Consider the following 20,625-nt stretch of genomic DNA (forward strand, 5'->3'; position numbering starts at 1 on the left):
GCCCCGGACCCGGCCCCCGCGCCGCAGCCCGCGCCCGCACCCCCGCAGGCCCCCGCGCCCGCCTCTGCCTTCGCACCGCCCATGCCCATGCCCATGCCCCCCGGCGCCCCCTCCTTCGGCTCGCCGGTGGCGCCGGTACCGCCCGGGAGCGCCTGGGGCGCCCACCCCGGCGCCGCCCCTGGCAACCCGTGGGGCACGCCCCCGCCGGCCACCACCAACGGCCTGGCCGTCGCCGCCCTCACCCTCGGCATCGCGGCCGTGGTCATCGGCATCATCCCGTTCCTCTTCTGGGCGGGCGGCATCCTCGCCGTGGTCGGCATCGGCATCGGCATCGGCGCCCTCGTCCGCGCCTCCAAGGGCGCCGGCCGCAAGGCGATGGCCGTCACCGGCACGGTCTTGGCCGTGCTCGGCCTCGCCGCCTCGGCCGGAGGCCTCTTCCTCACCGGCTACGTCGTCACGAACGTGGCCGACAAGAAGCTCCGCGAGGGCTGGGAGGTCCCGTCCGACCTCGACGCCGACGTGCCGCCGCTCCCGGCGCCGTCGCCGACCCCCTCGCCCTCCCAGGTCCCCGGCATCAACTCCCCGCTGCCGTTCGGCGAGACGTACACGTACCCCAACGGCATCAAGGTGACCCTCTCGAAGCCGAAGAAGTACGTCACGAAGAACAAGTACTCCACGGTCGGCAACGCGGTGGAGTTCACGCTCACCATCACCAACAACTCCACCGAGACCCACAACGTCATCTACGCGGTGCCCAACGTCCGCGACGACAAGGGCATGACCGCCAAGCTCGCCTTCGACGGCGGCGACGTCCCGAAGATGATCAGGGGCGACATCCTGCCGGGCGAGTCCGCCAGCGGGATCCTGGCGTACGAGGTCCCCGAGGGCACCGACCACCTCTCGGCCGACATCTCCCCCGGCATCCGGCTGCCCAGCGCGAAGTTCAGCGGCTCGATCGGCTGACCGGAACACGGCGGAAAGCACTGCGGAAAACACCGCGAGAGGCACGGACCCCAGGACATCGCGTCAGAAAGACGATTACACTGGGTCCGTGCCTCAACTTCGCCTCGCTCTGAATCAGATCGACTCGCAGGTCGGCAACATCGCCGCCAACGCCGACTCGGTCGTCCACTGGACCCGGCACTCCGCCGAGCAGGGCGCCCACCTGGTGGCGTTCCCGGAGATGATGCTGACCGGGTACCCCGTCGAGGACCTCGCCCTGCGCGCCTCCTTCGTCGAGGCCTCCCGTACGGCGCTGCGCGAACTCGCGGAGCGGCTGGCGGCCGAGGGCTTCGGCGGACTGCCGGTCGTCGTCGGCTACCTCGACCGTACGGAGCAGGCCGCCCCGCGCCTCGGCCGCCCCGCCGGGTCCCCGGAGAACGCGGCCGCCGTGCTGTACGGCGGGAAGGTCGCCCTCCGGTTCGCCAAGCACCACCTCCCCAACTACGGCGTGTTCGACGAGTTCCGGTACTTCGTGCCGGGCGACACCCAGCCGGTCATCCGGGTGCGCGGCGTCGACGTGGCCCTGGCCATCTGCGAGGACCTCTGGCAGGAGGGCGGCCGCGTCCCGGCCACCCGCTCCGCCGGGGCCGGCCTGCTGATCTCCGTCAACGCCTCCCCGTACGAGCGCAACAAGGACGACCTCCGCCTCGAACTGGTGCGCAAGCGGGCCGAGGAGGCCGGCTGCACCCTCGCCTACCTGGCGATGATCGGCGGCCAGGACGAGCTGGTCTTCGACGGGGACTCGATCGTCGTCGACGCCGACGGCGAGGTCGTCGCCCGCGCCCCGCAGTTCTCCGAGGGCTGCGTCCTCGTCGACCTCGACCTGCCGGCCGCGCGCGCCGACGCCCCCGAGGGCATCGTCGACGACGGGCTGCGGATCGACCGCGTGATCCTCTCCGAGGAGCCGGTGGACCCGTACGAGCCCGTGGTCACCGGTGGGTACGCCGACCGCCTGGACGACGACGAGGAGATCTACGACGCGCTGGTCGTGGGGCTGCGCGCGTACGTCAAGAAGAACGGATTCCGCTCCGTCCTGATCGGGCTCTCCGGCGGCATCGACTCCGCGCTCGTGGCCGCCATCGCCTGCGACGCGATCGGCGCGCAGAACGTGTACGGCATCTCGATGCCCTCGAAGTACTCCTCGGACCACTCCAGGGGCGACGCCGCCGATCTGGCCGACCGGACCGGCCTGAACTTCCGGACCGTGCCGATCGAGCCGATGTTCGACGCGTACATGGGCTCGCTGGGCCTGACCGGCCTGGCGGAGGAGAACCTCCAGTCCCGGCTGCGCGGCACCATGCTGATGGCGGTCTCCAACCAGGAGGGCCACATCGTGCTGGCCCCGGGGAACAAGTCGGAGCTGGCCGTCGGCTACTCCACCCTGTACGGGGACTCGGTGGGCGCGTACGGCCCGATCAAGGACGTCTACAAGACGGACGTCTTCCGGCTCGCGCGGTACCGCAACCGGGCCGCGGACGAGCGCGGCGAGATCCCGCCGATCCCGGAGAACTCCATCGTGAAGCCGCCGAGCGCCGAGCTGCGCCCGGGCCAGGTGGACACGGACTCGCTGCCGGACTACCCGGTGCTCGACGCGATCCTGGAGCTGTACGTGGACCGCGACCAGGGCATCGACGCGATCGTCGAAGCCGGCTTCGACCGCGCGCTGGTCGCCAAGACCCTGCGGATGGTGGACACGGCGGAGTACAAGCGGCGCCAGTACCCGCCGGGCACGAAGATCTCCGCGAAGGGCTTCGGCAAGGACCGCCGGCTGCCCATCACGAACGGCTGGCGCGAGCACGCGTAGCCGCTGCCGCTGCCGTCGCTGCCGCCGGGGTCGAACGGCGGAAAGGGGCCCCGCCGCCGACGCGGCGAGGCCCCTTTCTCACCCGTACGGGCGAACGGGCGTACGGGCTACTGCTTCACGGTCAGCCGCGCGGCGACCGGCAGGTGGTCGCTGCCGGTGCGCGGCAGGGTCCAGGAGGCGTCCGGCTTGATCCCGCGGACCATGATCTGGTCGATCCGGGCCATCGGGAACTGGGCCGGCCAGCTGAACCCGAAGCCGTCGCCCGCCGCGCCCTGCGTGGAGCGCATCTGCGAGGTGACGTCGGACAGGGACCGGTCGTTCATGGTGCCGTTGAGGTCGCCGAGCAGTATGACCTTCTTCAGCGGTTCGGCGGCGAGCGCGTTGCCCAGGGCGGCGGCGCTGTTGTCGCGCTGGTTGGCGGTGAAACCGGCGTTGAGCTTGACCCGCACGGAGGGCAGGTGGGCGGCGAAGACGGCGATCTTGCCGTAGGGGCTGTCCACGGTGGTGCGCATGGCGCGGGTCCAGCCCATCTTGATGTCGACGGGAGCGCTGGAGCTCAGCGGGTACTTGCTCCACACGCCGACCGTGCCCTCGACGGAGTGGTACTTGTACGCGCCCGCAAGGGCCTGCTCGTAGACGGGGACGGCGCTGCCCTTGAGCTCGGTCAGGGCCAGCACGTCGGCGCCGGACCGGGCGATCTGGGCGGCGGTGCCCCGCGGGTCGGGGTTGTCGGCGTCGACGTTGTGGGTGGCGACCATGAGGTTGCCGCCGGAGCCGGACTTGTCGAGGACCAGGCTGCCGAAGAGGTTCACCCAGACCACGGCCGTCAGCAGTATCGCGATCAGCGCGGTCGCCGACTTGCGCACGACGGCGGCGGCGAGCAGGAGCGGCACGGCCAGGCCCAGCCAGGGCAGGAAGGTCTCGGTGAGGCTGCCGAGGTTGCCCACGTCGTTCGGCAGCTCGGCGTGGAAGATCATGATCAGCGAGATCAGGGCGGCCAGGGCCGCGGTCACGATCCCGCGCCGCCAGATGCCCCGGTCGTGGCGCAGCCCGGCCAGTCGGCGCCGGAGGCGGGATCCGGAGGGCTCGGGCTCCGAGCCGCCGTTCCCCGTCTCCGTCATGTACGCCTGTGCCATGCCACTGCCCTCGCTGCCGTGCTCGCGCTCCGTCCCCGCACCTTGACCCTAGGCGATCGACGGAGCCTTCCGTGCCGTTGTTCCGGCCGTACGTCCGGGAGGACGAACTGCCGTGTGGCCGAGGTTCCGCTTGTCACGAAACGCGTACATTGCCTCCCGCGCGCGCCGAACCGCCGGTGAGGGGACCATGAGAGGTCCAAGAGGGGGCCATGAGGGTGCAGGGAGCGCTCCTCGCGTGCGGCAGGAGTGTGACGCACGGGTCCTCTCACCACTTTCGCCACGGCCCTGGCAGGTGCCACCATGGTGGGTGAGTCCGGGGACGCCGTAAGGGCGCCTCGAGATGACATCAAGGAGCAGTTGCAATGACGCATGCCGTTTCGCCTGCCCGCGAAGCCGCCTCCCCCACCCTGTACGGAGGCACGGGCACCCGGCGGATCACCGTCCGCGACCTCAACCTCGCCAAGGAGCGCGGCGAGAAGTGGCCCATGCTCACCGCCTACGACGCGATGACCGCGTCCGTCTTCGACGAGGCCGGCATCCCGGTCATCCTCGTCGGCGACTCCATGGGCAACTGTCACCTCGGCTACGAGAACACCGTCCCCGTGACCATGGACGAGATGACCATGCTGTCGGCGGCCGTCGTACGCGGCACCAGCCGGGCCCTGGTCATCGGTGACCTGCCCTTCGGCTCGTACCAGGAAGGCGCCGTGCAGGCGCTGCGCAGCGCCACCCGCCTCGTGAAGGAGGCCGGTGTCGGAGCCGTGAAGCTGGAGGGCGGCGAGCGTTCGCTGCACCAGACCGAGCTGATCGTGCAGTCCGGCATCCCCGTCATGTCCCACCTCGGCCTGACCCCGCAGTCCGTGAACGCCATGGGCTACCGGGTGCAGGGCCGCGGCGACGAGGCCGCGCACCAGCTGCTGCGCGACGCCAAGGCGGCGCAGGACGCGGGCGCCTTCGCGGTGGTGCTGGAGCTGGTCCCGGCCGAGCTGGCCGCCGAGGTCACCCGGTCCCTGCACATCCCGACGGTCGGCATCGGGGCCGGCGCGGAGTGCGACGCGCAGGTGCTGGTGTGGACCGACATGATGGGCCTGACCGGCGGGAAGATGCCGAAGTTCGTGAAGCAGTACGCGAACCTGCGCGCGACCATGGGCGACGCGGCAAAGGCCTTCGCCGAGGACGTGGTCGGCGGAACGTTCCCGCAGGCCGAGCACAGCTTCCACTGATCGGGTAGCCCCGTACCGACAGCCCGCCGACGCGTCGTCGGCGGGCTGTCGGCTTCCGGCCGCCTTCCGGCCCGCTCCCCGTCGGCTGTGCGTCGGTTGTCTGTCGGTCGGCTGTCGGTGCGTTGTCGGTGGCGGATGGTCCCATGATGGACATGACGCGAAACGACAAGAATCCCGTGAACGGCGCGCACGCCGTCGAGGTACGGGGGCTGGTCAAGCACTACGGCGAGACGAAGGCCCTGGACGGGGTCGACCTGGACGTCCGCGAGGGCACGGTCCTCGGTGTCCTCGGCCCCAACGGCGCCGGCAAGACCACCCTCGTACGCTGCCTCTCCACCCTGATCGTCCCGGACGCCGGGACCGCGACCGTCGCCGGCTACGACGTGGTCCGCCAGCCGCGGCAGCTGCGCCGCACGATAGGCCTCACCGGCCAGTACGCCTCGGTCGACGAGAAGCTCTCCGGCTGGGAGAACCTCTACATGATCGGCCGGCTGCTGGACCTGTCCCGCAAGGACGCCCGGTCCCGCGCCGACGAGCTGCTGGAGCGGTTCTCGCTCACCGACGCCGCCAAGAAGGCCGCGATGAACTACTCCGGCGGCATGCGGCGCCGGCTCGACCTGGCCGCCTCGATGATCGGCCGCCCGGCCGTGCTCTACCTGGACGAGCCGACCACCGGCCTCGACCCCCGCACCCGCAACGAGGTGTGGGACGAGGTGCAGCGGATGGTCGCCGAGGGGGCCACCGTCCTGCTCACCACCCAGTACATGGAGGAGGCCGAGCAGCTCGCGAGCGAGCTGACGGTCATCGACCGGGGCAAGGTCATCGCCAACGGCAAGGTCGACGAGCTGAAGGCCCGGGTCGGCGGCCGGACCCTGAAGATCCGCCCCGTCGCCTCGTCCGACCTGCCGGGCATGGCCCGCTCGCTGGCCGAGGCCGGGCTCGACGGGGTCGCCGGTTCGCAGGCGGTCCCGGACGAGGGCGTGCTGCTGGTCCCGATCCTGAGCGACGAGCAGCTGACCGCCGTGGTCGGCCTGCTGGCCGCCCGCGGGTACGCGATCGCCGACCTCGGCACGTACCTGCCGAGCCTGGACGAGGTCTTCCTGGCCATCACGGGCCAGCGGCCCGCCTCGGTCGAGGACGCGCGGCCGACCGAGCAGAACGAGCACGACGAGCAGACCAAGGGGGTCGCGGCATGAGCACCGGAACCACGACGAAGCCGGCTGCCGCGGCGGCCACCGCGGCCGCGCCGGCGCCGTCCGCGGCAGCGACCGGCGAGGGCCGGATCGGCCTGCGGGCCAATCTGCGGCACATCGGCGCGCTGGTGCGCCGCAACGCCCTGCAGATCAAGCAGGACCCCGAGTCGATGTTCGACGTCCTGTTCATGCCGATCATCTTCACGCTGCTGTTCGTGTTCGTCTTCGGCGGCGCGATCTCCGGCAAGGGCCAGCAGGAGGCGTACGTCAACTACGTCGTCCCGGGCCTGATGGCCATGATGGGCATGAACATCGCCATGGGCGTCGGCACCGGCGTCAACGACGACTTCAAGAAGGGCGTGATGGACCGGTTCCGGTCCATGCCGATCGCCCGGTCGTCCGTCCTCATCGCCAAGATCGTCGTCGAGCTCGGCCGGATGATGGTCGCGATCGCGATCCTGCTCACCGTGGGCTTCATGCTCGGCCTGTCGATCAAGACCTCGGTGTTCGACCTGCTGCTGTCCATCGGCCTGTCGGCGGTCTTCGGCGCCTCGCTGATGTGGATCTTCATCCTGCTCGGTCTCACCATGAAGACCGCGCAGGCCGTGCAGGGCATGGCGATGCTGGTCCTGATGCCGCTGCAGTTCGGCAGCTCGATCTTCGCCCCGCCGTCGACCATGCCCGGCTGGCTGCAGACCTTCACGGACTACAACCCGCTGTCCAACCTGGCCGACGCGGCCCGCGGCCTGATCAACGGCGGTGCGGTCGCCCACCCGGTGACGGTGACCCTGATCTGGTCGGTGGCCATCACGGCGGTCACCATGCCGCTCGCGGTCCGCAAGTTCCGCCAGAAGACCTGATCCGGGCCGGCCGGTCCGTTCCGGATCGCGTCCCGGACGGACCCCGCTCGGGGGACCGGGTCAGATGAGGGCGGTGGCCTCCTCCAGGGTGAGGCCACCGCCTTCGGCGTACGCCGCCTCGTACGCGGCGTCGCCGAGCGCGGCGCGCATCAGCTCCTCGGTGCGGGCGGCGTCCTCGCGTTCCGTTGTGACCGGGAAGTGCTGGGCCGGCAGGAGGGCCCGGTACGCGCCGAGCAGCCGCGCGGCGTCGTACGTGCGCCGCCCGCCGCCGAGGCAGGCGTGCGAGCGGGCCGCCGTCAGCAGGTACACGGCGGGCATCTGCGGGGCGACCATGACGGCGAGGGGGTCCTGGGCGACCCCCGCGGCCTTCCGCAGGTGCGCGAGGGCGTCCGCGTACACGCCGTCCTGGTTGTCCAGCCAGGCCATCATGCCGAGCAGGAACCCGTCGAAGACGGCGAAGGCACCGAACGCGAACTCCTCGCGCAGCGTCCGGAGCTGCAGGCGCGCCTCGGGGATGCGCCCGGTGCGGCCGTAGACGCTCGCGAGGAACATCCGGGCGGCCGGCAGCGCTTCGTTGCCGTAGGTGAGGGGGGTGTCCAGGATCCCGGTGAGGATCTCCTCCGCCTCGCCGATCGCGCCCTCCTCGACGAGGGTGCCGGCCATCCGCACGCGCAGGACCGTGACCTGGGACATGGCGCCGAGCCGCTCGGCATGCTCGATCGCGGCCCGGAAGTCCTCGGCGGCCGCCGCGTACTCGCCCCGCTTCTCGCGGGATTCGGCGCGGGCGGACAGGGCCTCGGCGCAGCCCCAGTCGTCGCCCAGCGACTCGAAGAGGGCGTGGCTCTCGTCCGCGTCGCGGGCCGCGTCCCCGGACCAGGCGGCGCGGTTGGCGAGCCAGTTGGCCCGCACCTGGAGGGCGGCGGCCAGTTCCCAGCGGTAGTCCAGCTCCCGGGCGGTGTCCACGGAGGCGTCGAGGACCTGCTGGAGCAGCTCCGACTCCCCGGCGATGATCACCGCGAAGACCCACAGGCCTCCGGGGTTCCGGCAGGTCTGCGGCAGGCCCGGCCGGTAGGCGGCGACGATCCCCTCGATCTGTTTCCGGACCTCCGGATCGGCCCAGTGCGCGTTGGTCTGGTCGCGGGAGGCGAGCTGGATCAGCCGGATGCCGCGCCAGGCCTCGGCGAGCAGTTCCCCGCTGTACGGCGGGGGCGTGTCCACGACCTGTGCGTGCACCGGTTCGGCGGGGACGACGGGCGCGCGGAAGGGGTCGGGGCCGAGCGCGGCGGCGGCCGTGGACCAGTGCCGGGACTCGGTGCGCAGGTCGTGCATCGACCAGTACCAGGCGAGGGAGTGGACGAGGCAGAGCACCTCGTCGGTGTCGCGGGCGGTGATGGCGCGGCGCAGCGCGGTACGGAGGTTCTCGTACTCGGCGGCGAACCGCCGCGTGGCCTCCCGCTGGCTCCGGCCGCGCAGCAGCGGCTCGGTGGTGCGGGCGAGTTCGCGGTAGTACGTGAGGTGGCGGCGCTCGGTGGCGGCGCGGTCCCCGGCGGCCTCGGCGAGCCGCTCGGAGGCGTACTCGGCGACGGTCTCCAGGAGGCGGTAGCGCATTTCGGCGCCGTCGGGGCCGGGTGCGGCGACGACGAGGGACTTGTCGATGAGGGAACCGAGGAGGTCCAGCACGTCGGGGGTGCCGGGGTCGGCGCAGACGGCTTCGGCGGCGGCCACGTCGCAGCCGCCGGCGAAGACGGAGAGCCGGCGCAGGACGGTGCGTTCCGGTGCGTCGAGCAGCTCCCAGGACCAGTCGACGACGGCCCGCAGGGTCTGCTGGCGCGGCAGTACGGTACGGGCGCCGCCGGTCAGCAGCCGGAAGCGGTCGTCGAGCCGGTCGGCGATCTGACGCGGGGTGAGCAGCCGCAGGCGGGCCGCGGCCAGCTCGATGGCGAGCGGCAGCCCGTCGAGGCGGCGGCAGATCTCGGCGGCGGCCTCGGGGTCGTCGTCGGTGCGGAACCCCGGCCGGGCGGCGGCCCCCCGGTCTCCCAGGAGCCGGAGCGCGACGGGGTCGGGCAGCGGTTCCACCGGGCGCAGGAACTCCCCCGGCACGCCGAGCGGTTCGCGGCTGGTGGCCAGGATCCGGACGCCGGGGCAGCGGGCCAGGAGTTCCTCGGCGAGTTCGGCGGAGGCTCCGATGACGTGCTCGCAGTTGTCCAGGATCAGCAGCATCCGCCGCCGGGCGCAGTGCTCCGCGAGCCGGTCGAGGGGCTGGTCCCCGGCGCGGTCGGTCAGCGCCCTCAGCTCCTCGGCGGCGCCGCCGCGCAGCTTGGTCTCGCGTGCGCCGAGCGCGGTGAGGGCGGCCTCGGCGACGTCCTCGGGGTCGTCCACGGGAGCCAGTTCCACGAACCACACCCCGTCGGGCCAGGCCTGGGCGGCGTGCTCGGCCGCCTCCTGGGACAGCCGCGTCTTGCCCGCTCCGCCGGGCCCGAGCAGGGTGACGAGCCGCGCGCGCCCGAGGTCCGCGCCGATGACCCGGATGTCTGCCTCGCGCCCCACGAAACTGGTCAGCCGCGCCCGCAGGTTCCCCGGCCGCGGAGACCCGAGCCCGCCCGCCGGGGCGGCTTCGGGCGCCCGCGCGCCGCCGTGCGCCGAGTCCGGCTGCGCGGCCCCGCCCGCCGGACCGGATCCCGGCGCCGGGTCGGCACGCCAAGGGCCGCCGGGGCCGGCGGGCGCCGGGGCGGCGGGAACCGGCTCGGCCGGGACAGGGGCCGGAACCGGCTCGGCCGGGACAGGGGCCGGAACCGGCTCGGCCGGGACAGGGGCCGGAACCGGCTCGGCCGGGACAGGGGCCGGGACCGGCTGCCCGGGAGCCGGGGGCCGACCCGGCCGACCCGGCTGGCCCGGCTGGCCCGGCTGGCCCAGCTGGCCCGGCTCGGCCGGGACACGCGATCCGCGGCTCTGCCCGGGGGCGGCCGCGGCGCCCGGGCCGGGGGACGCGGCCCGGGCGCCGTCCCACGGACCGGCCGGGGCCAGGAGTTGGGCGTGGAGGGCGCGCAGGGCCGGGCCCGGGTCCGTGCCCAGGCGGGCGGCCAGGTCCTGCCGGACGGCTTCGTAGGCGGCCAGCGCCTCCGCCGGGCGGCCCGTGTCCCGCAGGGCCCGGATCCGCAGGGCCTGGAGCGGCTCGTCCAGCGGGCGCTCCCCGCACAGGACGGTCAGCTCCGGGAGGGCCCGCTCGGCCTGGCCCAGCGCCAGGGCCGACGCGAGCCGGCCCCGGCGCGCGTCCAGACGTACGGCCTCCCAGCGGGCGGACTCGGCCGCCGCGTCCGGCAGGTCGGCCAGCGCCGGGCCGCGCCACAGCCCCAGGGCCTCCTCGTACAGGGCGGCCGCCTCGGCCGGGTCCTGCGCCGCGGCGCCGGCCCGGGCGAGCCGCTCGAAGCGGTACAGGTCGACGTCCTCGCCCGCCGCGACGAGCAGGTACCCGCCCTCCACCGAGCGCACCGCCCCGTGTCCCAGCGCCCTGCGCAGCCGGCCCACCAGCGCCTGGAGCGCGGCCGGCGCATCCGCCGGGCGGTCGCCGTCCCACACCTGCTCCACCAGCAGGTGCACCGGCACGGCCCGCCCCGGGCGCAGCGCGAGCGCGGTCAGCAGCGCCCGCAGGCGCGCTCCGCCGACGGCGACGGGGCTCCCGTCGTCGCGGCTGGCCTGGGCGGTGCCGAGAATCGCGTAACGCACCGGCCCATTGTCGCTGGCCCGGGGACCGGCCCCGTACTCCTTTTGGCCCCTTGCGCGCGGTAGGTTTCGCCGCATGGGTCATCAGGGCAGCCGCGGCGAGCGGCAGATCAGTTCCGTATTCCTCGGCATCTTCGCCGTCATGGCGGTCACCGGCTGGGCCGTGTGGACGGGGTACTCGACGAGCACCGGGCTCGCCGTGTTCCTCTTCGTCACCTCGGCCTGGATCGTCTCGCTCTGCCTGCACGAGTACGCGCACGCCCGCACGGCCCTGCACAGCGGTGACCTCTCCGTCGGGGCCAAGGGCTACCTGACGCTGAATCCGCTGAAGTACACGCACGCGCTGCTCAGCATCGTCCTGCCGGTGATCTTCGTGATCATGGGCGGGCTGGGCCTGCCCGGCGGCGCGGTGTACATCGAGCGCGACCGGATCCAGGGCCGCTGGAAGCACAGCCTCATCTCGGCGGCGGGCCCGCTGACCAACGTGGCGTTCGCGGTCGTCTGCACGGCGCCGTTCTGGCTGGACGCCCTCGACGGGGTCCCGATGGCGTTCCGCTTCGCGCTGGCCTTCCTCGCGCTGCTCCAGGTCTCGGCGGCGATCCTGAACTTCCTGCCGGTGCCGGGCCTGGACGGCTACGGGATCATCGAGCCCTGGCTCTCGCACCGGATCCGCCGCGAGGTGGCGCCGCTGGCGCCGTTCGGCCTGATCGCGGTCTTCGCCCTCCTCTGGATCCCGGAGGTCAACACGTTCTTCTTCGACGTGGTGCGCAACCTGCTGTCCACGCTGGGCGTGTCCGACCTGGAGACCTACTGCGGCCGCGACCTCTACCGCTTCTGGCAGGACACGAACGGCTTCTGCGCGGCCCCGCAGTAAGCGGACCGCAGTGAGCGGACCGCAGTGAGCCGAAGCCCTATCCCGCGGAACGCGCCGCCTTCTCCATCTTCGCCTTGCGCAGGTAGAACCAGGCCATGTTCGAGGTGAGCCCGGCCAGCAGCACCCACACGATCCCCAGGAAGCTGCCCTCCACGAAGGCGACCACGGCCGCGGCCACGGACAGGACGCAGACGACGATGGCGAACACGGCAAGGCGGGGCATGGGGAACAGCTCCTCGGCAACACGGAACGGGGTCGAGCCCCACCAGTGTCCCCCATCCCCCGCAGTGTTCCCGTAAAGCCGCCCCACGAGCCCCGCCCTCCGCTTCCGCCCCTTTTTCGTCGTTTCCCGATCTTCCGCGCGGCACGCCGCTACGGTCGCCGCGTACGGAAGAACGACAGTCCGGCCTGCACGGTCCGCCACGGCCGAAGCCGGGCGACTGGGGGGATGGACATGCAGGAGATCTCAAAGGGCGCCAACGTCAGCCTGACGGCCCTCAGCGAGGACGCCGGGGCCGTGGTGGTGAGCCTCAGCTGGAGCAGCGTGTCGGGAGCGGGCGACGCCGACGTCTCGGTGCTCCTCGTCGACGGGGACGGCAAGGTCCGCAGCGAGAACGACTTCTACTTCTACAACAACCCGGCGGCCGCCGACGGAAGCGTGCAGCTGCTGGGGAAGACGCCGACCGGGAGCGGGGACGAGGACCGCATCAGCGTGGACCTCACCGCCGTCCCCGAGGGGGTCGAGCGGATCGTGGTGGCGGCCAGTCAGTACGGGGGAGCCCGGTTCGGCGACCTGGACGACCTGCGGATGACGGTCGCGGACCGGTCCGGCGAACCGCTGGTCGGGTTCTCCATCCACGACGCGAGCGTGGAGACCGCGTTCATCTTCGGTGAGCTGTACCGGCGCGGCCAGGAGTGGAAGTTCCGCGCGGTCGGGCAGGGATACGAGACCGGGCTGGCCGGTCTGGCCACCGATTTCGGCATCGCCGTCAACGAGGAGGCGGAGGAGGCCGAAGCGGACGCGGGCGGGACGGGAGACGGCGTCGATGTCGTCGGGATGGCGAAGGCCCCCGACGGCGTGCCCGCCGCGGAGACCGAGCCGGTCGGCCCGCCCGCGACCGAGTCCCCCGCCCCGGCACCGGCACCGGCACCGGCACCGGTGGAGCCGGTCGCCGTGCCCGCCCAGACCCGCGGCCGGGGTCCTCGTACGACCAAGAAGAAGGTCACCCTGCCCAAGGTGGCCAAGAGCTCGCTCGCCGAGAACGACTCCTGGCGCCCGGCCCGGCTGTTCCCCGTGCCGACGCTGAAGAGCGACAAGGAGCGGGAGGTGCGCGCCACCTCGGTGCTGCTGTCCGTCATGGCGCAGGTGCCGGAGTTCGGCCGCCGCCTCACCGCCGCGTTCGGGGCCCCCGCCGGCCGGATGCAGACCTTCACCGAGGTGTCCCTCCCGCACGGCGACACCCCGCGCCGCCCGGACGGCGTGATCCGCGTCGAGCGCGCCGGGAAGCTCTGGACGGCCCTGGTCGAGACGAAGACGAACGGCAACCCGCTGAGGCCCGAGCAGGTGCAGCAGTACATGGACATCGCCGCCCGCCGCGGCTACGAGGCCGTGATCACGCTCTCCAACGATGTCGCCCTCGAAGGCGCGGCCCTCGTGGACGTCAAGATCGACGGCCGGCGCAAGCACAAGGTCAGCCTCTGGCACCTGTCCTGGGCCGAGGTGGCCCACCAGGCCCAGATGCTGATCCGCCACGAGGGCGTGGGCAACGCGGCGCACGCCTGGCTGCTCCAGGAGCTGCTGGAGTACCTCCGGCACGAGCAGTCGGGCTGCCACGGATTCCAGAACATGGGCGCCGCCTGGGTGCCCGTACGCAAGGGGATCGAGGACGAGACCCTCGCCTGCGACGACGCGCGCGCCGTCGAGGTCGTCGAGAGCTGGGAGCGGCTGATCCGCCAGGTCTGCCTGCGCCTGGGCGGGGAGCTCGGGCAGAAGGCGCTCCCGGTGCAGCGCGTCCGGCGCGGCAGCGATCCGCAGGCGCGCCGCACGGCCGCGGCGCAGCAGCTGTGCCTGGACGGGCGGCTCACCGCGGAGCTGCGCATCGACGGGACGAGCAGCGTCATCGCGGTGACCGCCGATCTGCGGACGGGCAAGGTCCGCACCTGCGTGGACGTGCCGGCGCCGGAGGGCTCGTACCCGCTGACCACGGTGAAGCGGCTGGTGCGGCTGCTGGCCGAGGCGCCGGCGGACCTGCACGTGGAGACCCTCGTCGAGGGCGGCAACGGGCCGCGCGGCACCCTGGAGCGGCTGCGCCCCGAGCCGGGCGACCTGCTGCCCAAGGGCGGCGCCGCCCTCACCGGGTTCCGGCTGTCGCTGATCAAGGGCATGGGCAACGCCCGCGGCAACACGGAGTCCGGTTTCATCCGCAGCGTCGACGAGGCCGTGGACCGCTTCTACCAGGGGGTCGTGGCGCATCTGGCGCCCGTGGAGGCGCGGGCCGCCGGGCGGCGGGGGTGACCGCGGCGGGTCGCCGCTGTGCCCGGCGGGCGCAGCGGCGACGGATCGGGCGTCCGCTCAGACGTCCGTGACGCGCAGGCCCGTGTGGGCCTTGTAGCGGCGGTTGGTGGAGATGAGGTTGGCGACCAGGGACTCGACCTGGTGGGCGTTGCGCAGACGGCCCGCGAAGACACCGCGCATGCCCGGGATACGGGCGGCCAGGGCCTGGACGATGTCCGTGTCGGCGCGGGATTCGCCGAGGACCATCACGTCGGTGTCGATCTCCTCGACCGACTCGTCCTGGAGCAGGACCGCCGAGAGGTGGTGGAAGGCCGCCGTCACGCGGGAGTCGGGGAGCAGGGCCGCGGCCTGCTGGGCCGCGCTGCCCTCTTCGACCCGGAGGGCGTACGCGCCCTGCTTGTCGAAGCCCAGCGGGTTGACGCAGTCCACCACGAGCTTGCCCGCGAGGTCCTCGCGCAGGGCTTCGAGGGTCTTGGCGTGGCCCTCCCACGGCACCGCGATGATCACGATGTCGCTGCGGCGCGCGCACTCGGCGTTGTCCGCGCCCTCCACACCGAGGCCCAGCTCGTCGGCGGCGCTCTGCGCGCGCTCGGCGGCGCGGGAGCCGATGATCACCTTCTGGCCGGCCCGGGCGAGCCGGTAGGCCAGGCCCCGGCCCTGGTCACCGGTGCCGCCGAGGACGCCGACGACGAGGCCGGAGACGTCCGGAAGGTCCCACGGGTCCTTGGCGGGCGCCTTCGCCGCGGCCTGGGCGGGCGGATTCTGAGTGCTGTCTGTGGAGGTCATGGGGGCGAGGGTAATGCCGTGGTCCCGAGAGGCGAACGGACACGGACCAGCACCATCGGGCGAACCGGGGCGAAGTGGTCCCGTAGGTCCCTTTCCTGCGGCAGGATGCCGATATGGACGCCGTGAGGGTCGCGCTGCTGCGCGAGGTGCTCGCCGGTACGCAGTGGCCCGCCGCCGCGCGCCGTTTCGCCGGATCGCTGCGGCACTCGGTCGTGCCGGCCGGCGGGGACCTGCTGCTGGTGGGGACCGAGCAGTACGAGCCCTGGCACCTGGCGGCGCACCTGGTGGACGAGGCCGCCTGGTCCGGGCTGCCGGAGCTGGCGCCCACGCTCGTACGGCACCGGGTGCGGACCGGGGAGCCGGCGCACCTGTCGGTGGGGCTGGGCCGGCTGGCGGCGGCCCGGCGCGGGCACACGCTGCTGGTGGTGGCTCCGGAGCAGCCCGGGGCGGGGCTGCTGGAGCGGGTGCACGACGCCCGGCGCGCGGGGGCGACCGTACTGTCGCTGCACGGCGGGGATCCGGATCTCGCCGCGCTCGCGCACGACGCCCTGTCGGTACGGGCGGGCGCCGGCGAGCTGGACCTGGACACGGTGCAACACCTGGTCAGCGCGGCGGCCGGGGAGAACGGCCTGCCGGTGCAGCGCGGGCCGCGGCGGCTGCGGGACCGGCTGGCTCGGCTGGCCGACCAGCTGACCGCGCCGCCGCCCAGCCACTGGTAGGCCGTGAGGCCCCGAAGCCCTCCCGGCACCATGGCCTTACGGGCCTACGGGCCTACGGCGCGCTCGTACCCTCGCCCCCTTCGCGGGACTTGTCGTTCCACTTGGGGTCGTTCTGCCATTCCAGATTGCGTTCCTCCGCCGTCTCCATGGCGTGGGCCGCCTCCTCCGGCGTGGAGTACGGGCCGAAACGGTCCTTCGCCGGGCACTCCGGGCCTTCCTCGACCTTGTGGTGGACCAGGCAGTAGTACCACTCGCCGGGTTTGCCCACCTGGCGCTTCTTGAACAGGGCCATCGTCCTCGGGCTCCTCTCGATACCGCTCTCTGCCGCCATGCTGCCCCATCCCCGCTGGATACACTCGCTTGCATGTCTGGCCAGTCGCTGCTCGTACCAGGCGAGCTCTCTCCCGCCCGTTCCGTTCCCGGAAACATCCGCCGGCCCGAGTACGTGGGCAAGCCCGCGCCCACTCCGTACACCGGACCGGAGGTGCAGTCCGCCGCGACCATCGAGGCCATGCGCATCGCCGGCCGGATCGCCGCCCAGGCGATGGAAGAGGCCGCCAAGCTGATCGCCCCGGGGGTGACCACCGACGAGCTGGACCGGGTCGCGCACGAGTACATGTGCGACCACGGCGCCTACCCGTCGACGCTGGGCTACCGGGGCTTCCCGAAGTCCCTGTGCTCCTCGGTGAACGAGGTCATCTGCCACGGCATCCCCGACTCCACCGTCCTGCGCGACGGCGACATCGTGAACCTCGACGTCACCGCGTTCATCGGCGGCGTGCACGGCGACAACAACGCCACGTACCTGTGCGGGGAGGTGGACGAGGAGTCGCGGCTGCTGGTGGAGCGCACCCGCGAGGCCCTGAACCGGGCCATCAAGGCCGTCAAGCCGGGCCGCCAGATCAACGTGATCGGCCGGGTCATCGAGTCGTACGCGAAGCGCTTCGGCTACGGCGTGGTCCGGGACTTCACCGGCCACGGCATCAACTCGTCCTTCCACTCCGGCCTGATCGTCCCGCACTACGACAGCCCGCACGCCACGACCGTCATCGAGCCCGGGATGACCTTCACGATCGAGCCGATGCTGACCCTGGGCACGCACGAGTACGACATGTGGGCCGACGGCTGGACCGTCGTCACGAAGGACCGGAAGCGCACCGCGCAGTTCGAGCACACACTGGTGGTGACGGACACGGGCGCCGAGATCCTCACCCTTCCGTAGCAGCTCACCGTAAAAGCTCTCCTCAAATACCCACCGGGAGAGTTTTACCGACAAGGCGTCGGGAAGACATTGACTTAGGTAACCCTAAGCACGAGGATCGGGCGTGGCGGCCGTGCCGTCACGCCCGCCGGGCTCCGTTCCGTCGTTCCTCGTCCCGTCTTCGGAGGATTGTCTTGGACGCCTTCTCTACGGTCATCCGTGTCGCGTCGCACGAGCAGCACACCGAGGCGGAGACCTCGACGTTCATGAGCGACATGCTCGGCGGCCGTCTCGGGGTGGACGCGTACACGCGCTACACCGAGCAGCTGTGGTTCGTGTACCGGGCTCTGGAGGACGCGGCCGAGTCCCTGAAGGACGACCCGGTGGCGGGCCCGTTCATACGGCCCGAGCTGATGCGCGTGGCCGAGATCGAGCGGGACCTGGCCCACCTGCGCGGCCCGTCGTGGCGCGAGACGCTGGTCGCGCTGCCCGCGACCGAGGCCTACGCGGACCGTGTGGCGCAGTGCGCGGCCGCCTGGCCCGGCGGGTACGTCGCCCACCACTACACCCGCTACCTGGGCGACCTCTCGGGCGGCCAGATCATCCGCGACAAGGCGGAGCGGACCTGGGGCTTCACGCGCAAGGGCGACGGCGTGCGGTTCTACGTCTTCGCTGGCATCCCCAACCCCGCGGCCTTCAAGCGGACCTACCGCGAGCTGCTGGACGCGATCGCCGCGGACGACCTGGAGAAGCAGCGCATCATCGACGAGTGCAAGCGCGCCTTCGACTTCAACGGCGCGGTCTTCCGGGAGCTGGGCGCGGAGTTCCCGCTGAGCGCCTGACGCTCCCCCGTACGGACGACGCCCCCGCCACCGCTCGGCGCCGGGGGTGTCGCCGCGACCCGGCGCGGCCCGGGCGGCCCCGCACCGCGCCGCCTCGCGCCGCACCGCACCGCGCCCCCGTCAGTCGCCGTGGACCAGCCAGAGGGCCAGGGCGAGGCAGAAGAGCACGGACTCGACGGCCTTGGCGCAGAAGAGGGCGAGTCCGGCGCCGATGCTGCCCGCCACGATGCGGTTCGTACGCTGCGCCGGGGTCCGGGGCCGCCGCCAGGTGAGGGCCGCCAGGCCCAGCGGGAGCAGGTAGGGGAGCGAGAACCACAGCGGGCAGCGCGGCAGGTAGGAGACCGAGTAGCTCAGGCCGCCCGCCGCCAGCGTCAGCGCGGTGAAGAGCGCGGGGACCAGCAGCCACGGCTGCGGCTGGGGCTCCGGCGTGGCGTGCTGCTGGGCGTGCGGCGTGTCGTGCGACGGCCGGACGGCACTCGATGGCGTGTTCATGTGGCCATGGAACCGCCGTACGGCGTCCCGCCCCCAGCGCGCACGTACTCAATCGCGGGTGCGCACCTACTCAGTCGCCCGGCTACTCGGTTCGCGGCGGCGGCAGCTTGGCGAAGCGGACGCGGCCGCCGATCTCGACGGTGCCGTCCGGACCGGGCGCGGTGAGGATCTGGGAGCCCGCGCCCTGGGTGATGTTCAGGGCCCGGTTCAGCTCGGCGGTCAACAGGATCGCGGCCGATCCGGTGGCCTCGTCCTCGGCGATGACCCCGTCGGGGCGCCGCGGGAAGCCGCGGGCCCGGATGCGGCCCGCGGCCTCGTCCTCCCAGGCCCAGGCGTACAGCCAGCCCTCGCCGGGCGGCGGCGCGGGCAGCGCGTCGACTTCGGCGGGGCTGGCGTACTGCTCGGTGCGCTTGCCCTCGACCCACTCGGGGAGGGCCGTGATCCAGGTGAACTCCCCGTCGTCACGCGCCCATACGGAGCCGGCCGGCGGCTGGAGCTCCTCGATGTCCAGCAGCCAGGCGACTCCGACCAGGGGATGTCCCGCGAAGGACATGCGCGTGCCAGGGGTGCGGATGTCGACGACCCCGCGCTCGGGGTCGTCGACGAACACCGTCTCGCTGTAGCCGAGTTCGGCGGCGAGGGCCTGGCGCGACGCGTCGTCGGGGCAGGTCCGGCCGTCACGGACGACGCCGAGCAGGTTGCCGTGCCGTCCGTCGCCCGCGCAGAAGACCTTGAGCACATCGAGATCGTTCACGCGGAAATTGAAACACGGTTCAGATCCGGACCGCGCGACGCCTGCGCGCGAGGAAGACGGCGCCGGCGCCCGCCGCGACGACCGCGCCGGAGGTGGCGAGCAGGGCTCCGGCCGGGACTTCGGCGCCGGTGCTGGCCAGGTTGCCGCCGACGGCGCCGCCCCCGCCCACGGTTCCGCCCGTGCCGCCCGTGCCGCCGGTCCCGCCCGTGGTGGACGTGGGGGCGGTGGTGGGCGCCGTGGTGGGGATGACCACGTCCTTGTCCACGGAGACCGCGAGGGTGACGGGGTCGGTCGGCTTGCCCTCGGCGTAGTCCGGGCTCGGGGCGCCGATGGCCGCCGCGCCCTCGGCGGTGAAGGCGGCCGGGACGGCGTTCAGGGTGAGCAGGCCGCCCGAGGTCCGGTACTCGGCCTTCGACAGGTCGAGCGTGGCGAAGGGGACGTTCACCTTGGTGGCGGTGGGCGACCTGACGTCCAGGACGAGGGTGCCCTTCTTGCCCTCGGCGTTGACGCGGACGTTCGCGAAGGTCATGTCGACGCCGTGGTCGGCCCGCTGGAAGCGCAGGCTGCCGGCGAACGTGGCGCTCAGCTTCTGCTTCTTGACGTCGAGCTCGCCCTTGCCGAGGGCGAAGGCGAAGGTGTCGCCGCTCGCGGCGGCCCCGTCGGCCGGGGTGACCGAGCCGCCGCCCTTCACCACGTACGAGCGGAAACCTTCCTTCACGCCCCAGGTGAGCCGGCCGCCGAGGAGCTGCTGCGGGCCGTCGGCCGCGGGTGAGCTCGCGCTCGGAGAGGGGCTCGCGGAGTTCGACGGGCTCGACGGGGACGGGGACACGGAGGTGGACGCCGACGGCGACGGGGTCACGGACGGGGAGGGGGACGGCTGCCCGAACTGCAGCGCCGCCGTGAGCGGGTCGCCGGCCAGGCCGACGTACTTGTCCGAACCCAGCTGCGCCGCCGCCTCCTTGGTCAGGGTGGTGCCGAGCTTCTCCATGGACTGCCCGCCGAAGGCCACGTCGGCCATGGGGACGGCCGGCGTGAGGGTGCCGTTCTTGGTGACGTCGGCCGTCAGCTTCTTCGTGCCGGTGTCGAAGCGGAGGTTGGCGAGGGTCAGCTTGAAGCCGTGCGCGGGCGCGTCGAAGGTGACGCTCCCCTTGAAGGCGGCGGTCACGATGTGCCCGCCGTCCTTGTCGTACTGGCCGGTCGCCGAGGTGAAGCGGAACGTCCCGTCCGCGTTCAGGGCGGCCCCGTCCGCCGGGGTGATCGTGCCCTTCGCGATGTTCAGGACGTACGAGCGGTAGCTCGCCAGGACTCCCCAGTCGAGCGTGCCGTTCACGATCGGCATCGGAGCGGAGGCGACGGCCGCGGAGGCCTGCCCGCCGCCCACCGCCGTCGCGGGCAGGACGAAGGCGGTGGCGCCGAGCGCGGCGGCGGTGGCGACGGCCGCCGCGAGGGCGAGGGAACGGCGGTGGGACGACGACATGACGAGGGCCTCCTGAAAGGCGACGGG

Annotated in this window: 18 protein-coding genes; 10 read left to right on the forward strand and 8 right to left on the reverse strand. The window is 72.8% G+C overall.

Annotation, left to right across the window (positions count from 1 at the left end; translation table 11 throughout):
* Together ADK52_RS38960 and ADK52_RS38965 are read left to right on the forward strand one after the other, a co-directional pair.
* Nucleotides 1-963: DUF4190 domain-containing protein (locus ADK52_RS38960; protein WP_053694595.1), on the forward strand; the 963-nt coding region annotated here is incomplete at its 5' end.
* 88 nt (nucleotides 964-1,051) lie between these two features.
* Nucleotides 1,052-2,806: an NAD+ synthase gene (locus ADK52_RS38965; protein ID WP_053694596.1), complete on the forward strand. Its 1,755-nt coding sequence runs from the start codon at nucleotides 1,052-1,054 to the stop codon at nucleotides 2,804-2,806.
* 107 nt (nucleotides 2,807-2,913) lie between these two features.
* Here ADK52_RS38965 and ADK52_RS38970 read toward each other — a convergent pair whose 3' ends face one another.
* The gene (locus ADK52_RS38970; RefSeq protein WP_053694597.1) at nucleotides 2,914-3,942 is read right to left on the reverse strand and encodes an endonuclease/exonuclease/phosphatase family protein; all 1,029 of its coding nucleotides are present in this window, start codon (nucleotides 3,940-3,942) and stop codon (nucleotides 2,914-2,916) included.
* A 362-nt stretch (nucleotides 3,943-4,304) separates the two neighbouring features.
* Here ADK52_RS38970 and panB point away from each other — a divergent pair, with 362 nt between their 5' ends.
* The 3 genes from panB (at nucleotide 4,305) to ADK52_RS38985 (ending at nucleotide 7,218) form a co-directional block, all read left to right on the forward strand.
* Nucleotides 4,305-5,165 carry a 3-methyl-2-oxobutanoate hydroxymethyltransferase gene (panB, locus tag ADK52_RS38975; RefSeq protein WP_053694598.1) on the forward strand — a complete coding sequence of 287 codons (861 nt, stop codon included), beginning with the start codon at nucleotides 4,305-4,307 and terminating at the stop codon, nucleotides 5,163-5,165.
* A gap of 143 nt (nucleotides 5,166-5,308) precedes the next feature.
* On the forward strand, nucleotides 5,309-6,361 hold the full coding sequence (locus tag ADK52_RS38980) for an ATP-binding cassette domain-containing protein (RefSeq protein ID WP_107090288.1): 1,053 nt from the start codon (nucleotides 5,309-5,311) through the stop codon (nucleotides 6,359-6,361).
* Complete coding sequence (locus ADK52_RS38985) at nucleotides 6,358-7,218, forward strand: ABC transporter permease (protein WP_053694599.1); 861 nt, start codon at nucleotides 6,358-6,360, stop codon at nucleotides 7,216-7,218. The genes ADK52_RS38980 and ADK52_RS38985 overlap by 4 nt, the downstream gene beginning before the upstream one ends.
* A 60-nt stretch (nucleotides 7,219-7,278) precedes the next feature.
* Here the strand turns inward: ADK52_RS38985 and ADK52_RS38990 are convergent, their stop codons facing one another.
* On the reverse strand, nucleotides 7,279-10,941 hold the full coding sequence (locus ADK52_RS38990) for an AfsR/SARP family transcriptional regulator (protein WP_053694600.1): 3,663 nt from the start codon (nucleotides 10,939-10,941) through the stop codon (nucleotides 7,279-7,281).
* Nucleotides 10,942-11,014: 73 nt separating this feature from the next.
* Between ADK52_RS38990 and ADK52_RS38995 the strand changes: the two genes are divergently transcribed.
* Nucleotides 11,015-11,812: a site-2 protease family protein gene (locus ADK52_RS38995; RefSeq protein WP_053694601.1), complete on the forward strand. Its 798-nt coding sequence runs from the start codon at nucleotides 11,015-11,017 to the stop codon at nucleotides 11,810-11,812.
* A 37-nt stretch (nucleotides 11,813-11,849) separates the two neighbouring features.
* Here ADK52_RS38995 and ADK52_RS39000 read toward each other — a convergent pair whose 3' ends face one another.
* On the reverse strand, nucleotides 11,850-12,035 hold the full coding sequence (locus tag ADK52_RS39000; protein ID WP_053694602.1) for a hypothetical protein: 186 nt from the start codon (nucleotides 12,033-12,035) through the stop codon (nucleotides 11,850-11,852).
* A 231-nt stretch (nucleotides 12,036-12,266) separates the two neighbouring features.
* Here ADK52_RS39000 and ADK52_RS39005 point away from each other — a divergent pair, with 231 nt between their 5' ends.
* Complete coding sequence (locus ADK52_RS39005) at nucleotides 12,267-14,327, forward strand: TerD family protein (protein WP_199828620.1); 2,061 nt, start codon at nucleotides 12,267-12,269, stop codon at nucleotides 14,325-14,327.
* Nucleotides 14,328-14,384: 57 nt separating this feature from the next.
* Here the strand turns inward: ADK52_RS39005 and npdG are convergent, their stop codons facing one another.
* Nucleotides 14,385-15,113, reverse strand: coding sequence for an NADPH-dependent F420 reductase (npdG, locus tag ADK52_RS39010; RefSeq protein ID WP_030156291.1), 729 nt, complete (start codon nucleotides 15,111-15,113; stop codon nucleotides 14,385-14,387).
* Between the two features lie 113 nt (nucleotides 15,114-15,226).
* Between npdG and ADK52_RS39015 the strand changes: the two genes are divergently transcribed.
* Nucleotides 15,227-15,832 carry a hypothetical protein gene (locus ADK52_RS39015; protein WP_053694603.1) on the forward strand — a complete coding sequence of 202 codons (606 nt, stop codon included), beginning with the start codon at nucleotides 15,227-15,229 and terminating at the stop codon, nucleotides 15,830-15,832.
* A gap of 52 nt (nucleotides 15,833-15,884) precedes the next feature.
* Here the strand turns inward: ADK52_RS39015 and ADK52_RS39020 are convergent, their stop codons facing one another.
* Nucleotides 15,885-16,124: a hypothetical protein gene (locus ADK52_RS39020; RefSeq protein WP_053694604.1), complete on the reverse strand. Its 240-nt coding sequence runs from the start codon at nucleotides 16,122-16,124 to the stop codon at nucleotides 15,885-15,887.
* 72 nt (nucleotides 16,125-16,196) lie between these two features.
* On the opposite strand from ADK52_RS39020, the gene map reads away from it, so the two are divergent.
* Entirely contained in the window at nucleotides 16,197-17,054 is an 858-nt protein-coding gene (gene map / locus ADK52_RS39025; protein WP_053694605.1) for a type I methionyl aminopeptidase, read from the forward strand.
* Between the two features lie 173 nt (nucleotides 17,055-17,227).
* Nucleotides 17,228-17,875, forward strand: a complete 648-nt coding sequence (locus ADK52_RS39030; RefSeq protein ID WP_053694606.1) for a heme oxygenase (biliverdin-producing) — start codon at nucleotides 17,228-17,230, stop codon at nucleotides 17,873-17,875.
* A gap of 120 nt (nucleotides 17,876-17,995) precedes the next feature.
* On the opposite strand, the gene ADK52_RS39035 is transcribed toward ADK52_RS39030, so the two are convergent.
* From ADK52_RS39035 to ADK52_RS39045, 3 genes are all read right to left on the reverse strand, one after another.
* A complete protein-coding gene (locus tag ADK52_RS39035) occupies nucleotides 17,996-18,367 on the reverse strand; it encodes a hypothetical protein (RefSeq protein ID WP_053694607.1) in 372 nt (123 codons plus the stop codon).
* Nucleotides 18,368-18,449: 82 nt separating this feature from the next.
* Nucleotides 18,450-19,121 (reverse strand): PhzF family phenazine biosynthesis protein, encoded by a 672-nt coding sequence (locus tag ADK52_RS39040; RefSeq protein WP_053694608.1) that lies wholly within the window; start codon nucleotides 19,119-19,121, stop codon nucleotides 18,450-18,452.
* A gap of 19 nt (nucleotides 19,122-19,140) precedes the next feature.
* The coding region (locus tag ADK52_RS39045; RefSeq protein WP_234344440.1) for an HtaA domain-containing protein at nucleotides 19,141-20,625 on the reverse strand (1,485 nt) is incomplete at its 5' end.

Origin of the sequence: Streptomyces sp. WM6372 (genome assembly GCF_001279655.1) — a bacterium.
GTDB lineage: Bacteria > Actinomycetota > Actinomycetes > Streptomycetales > Streptomycetaceae > Streptomyces.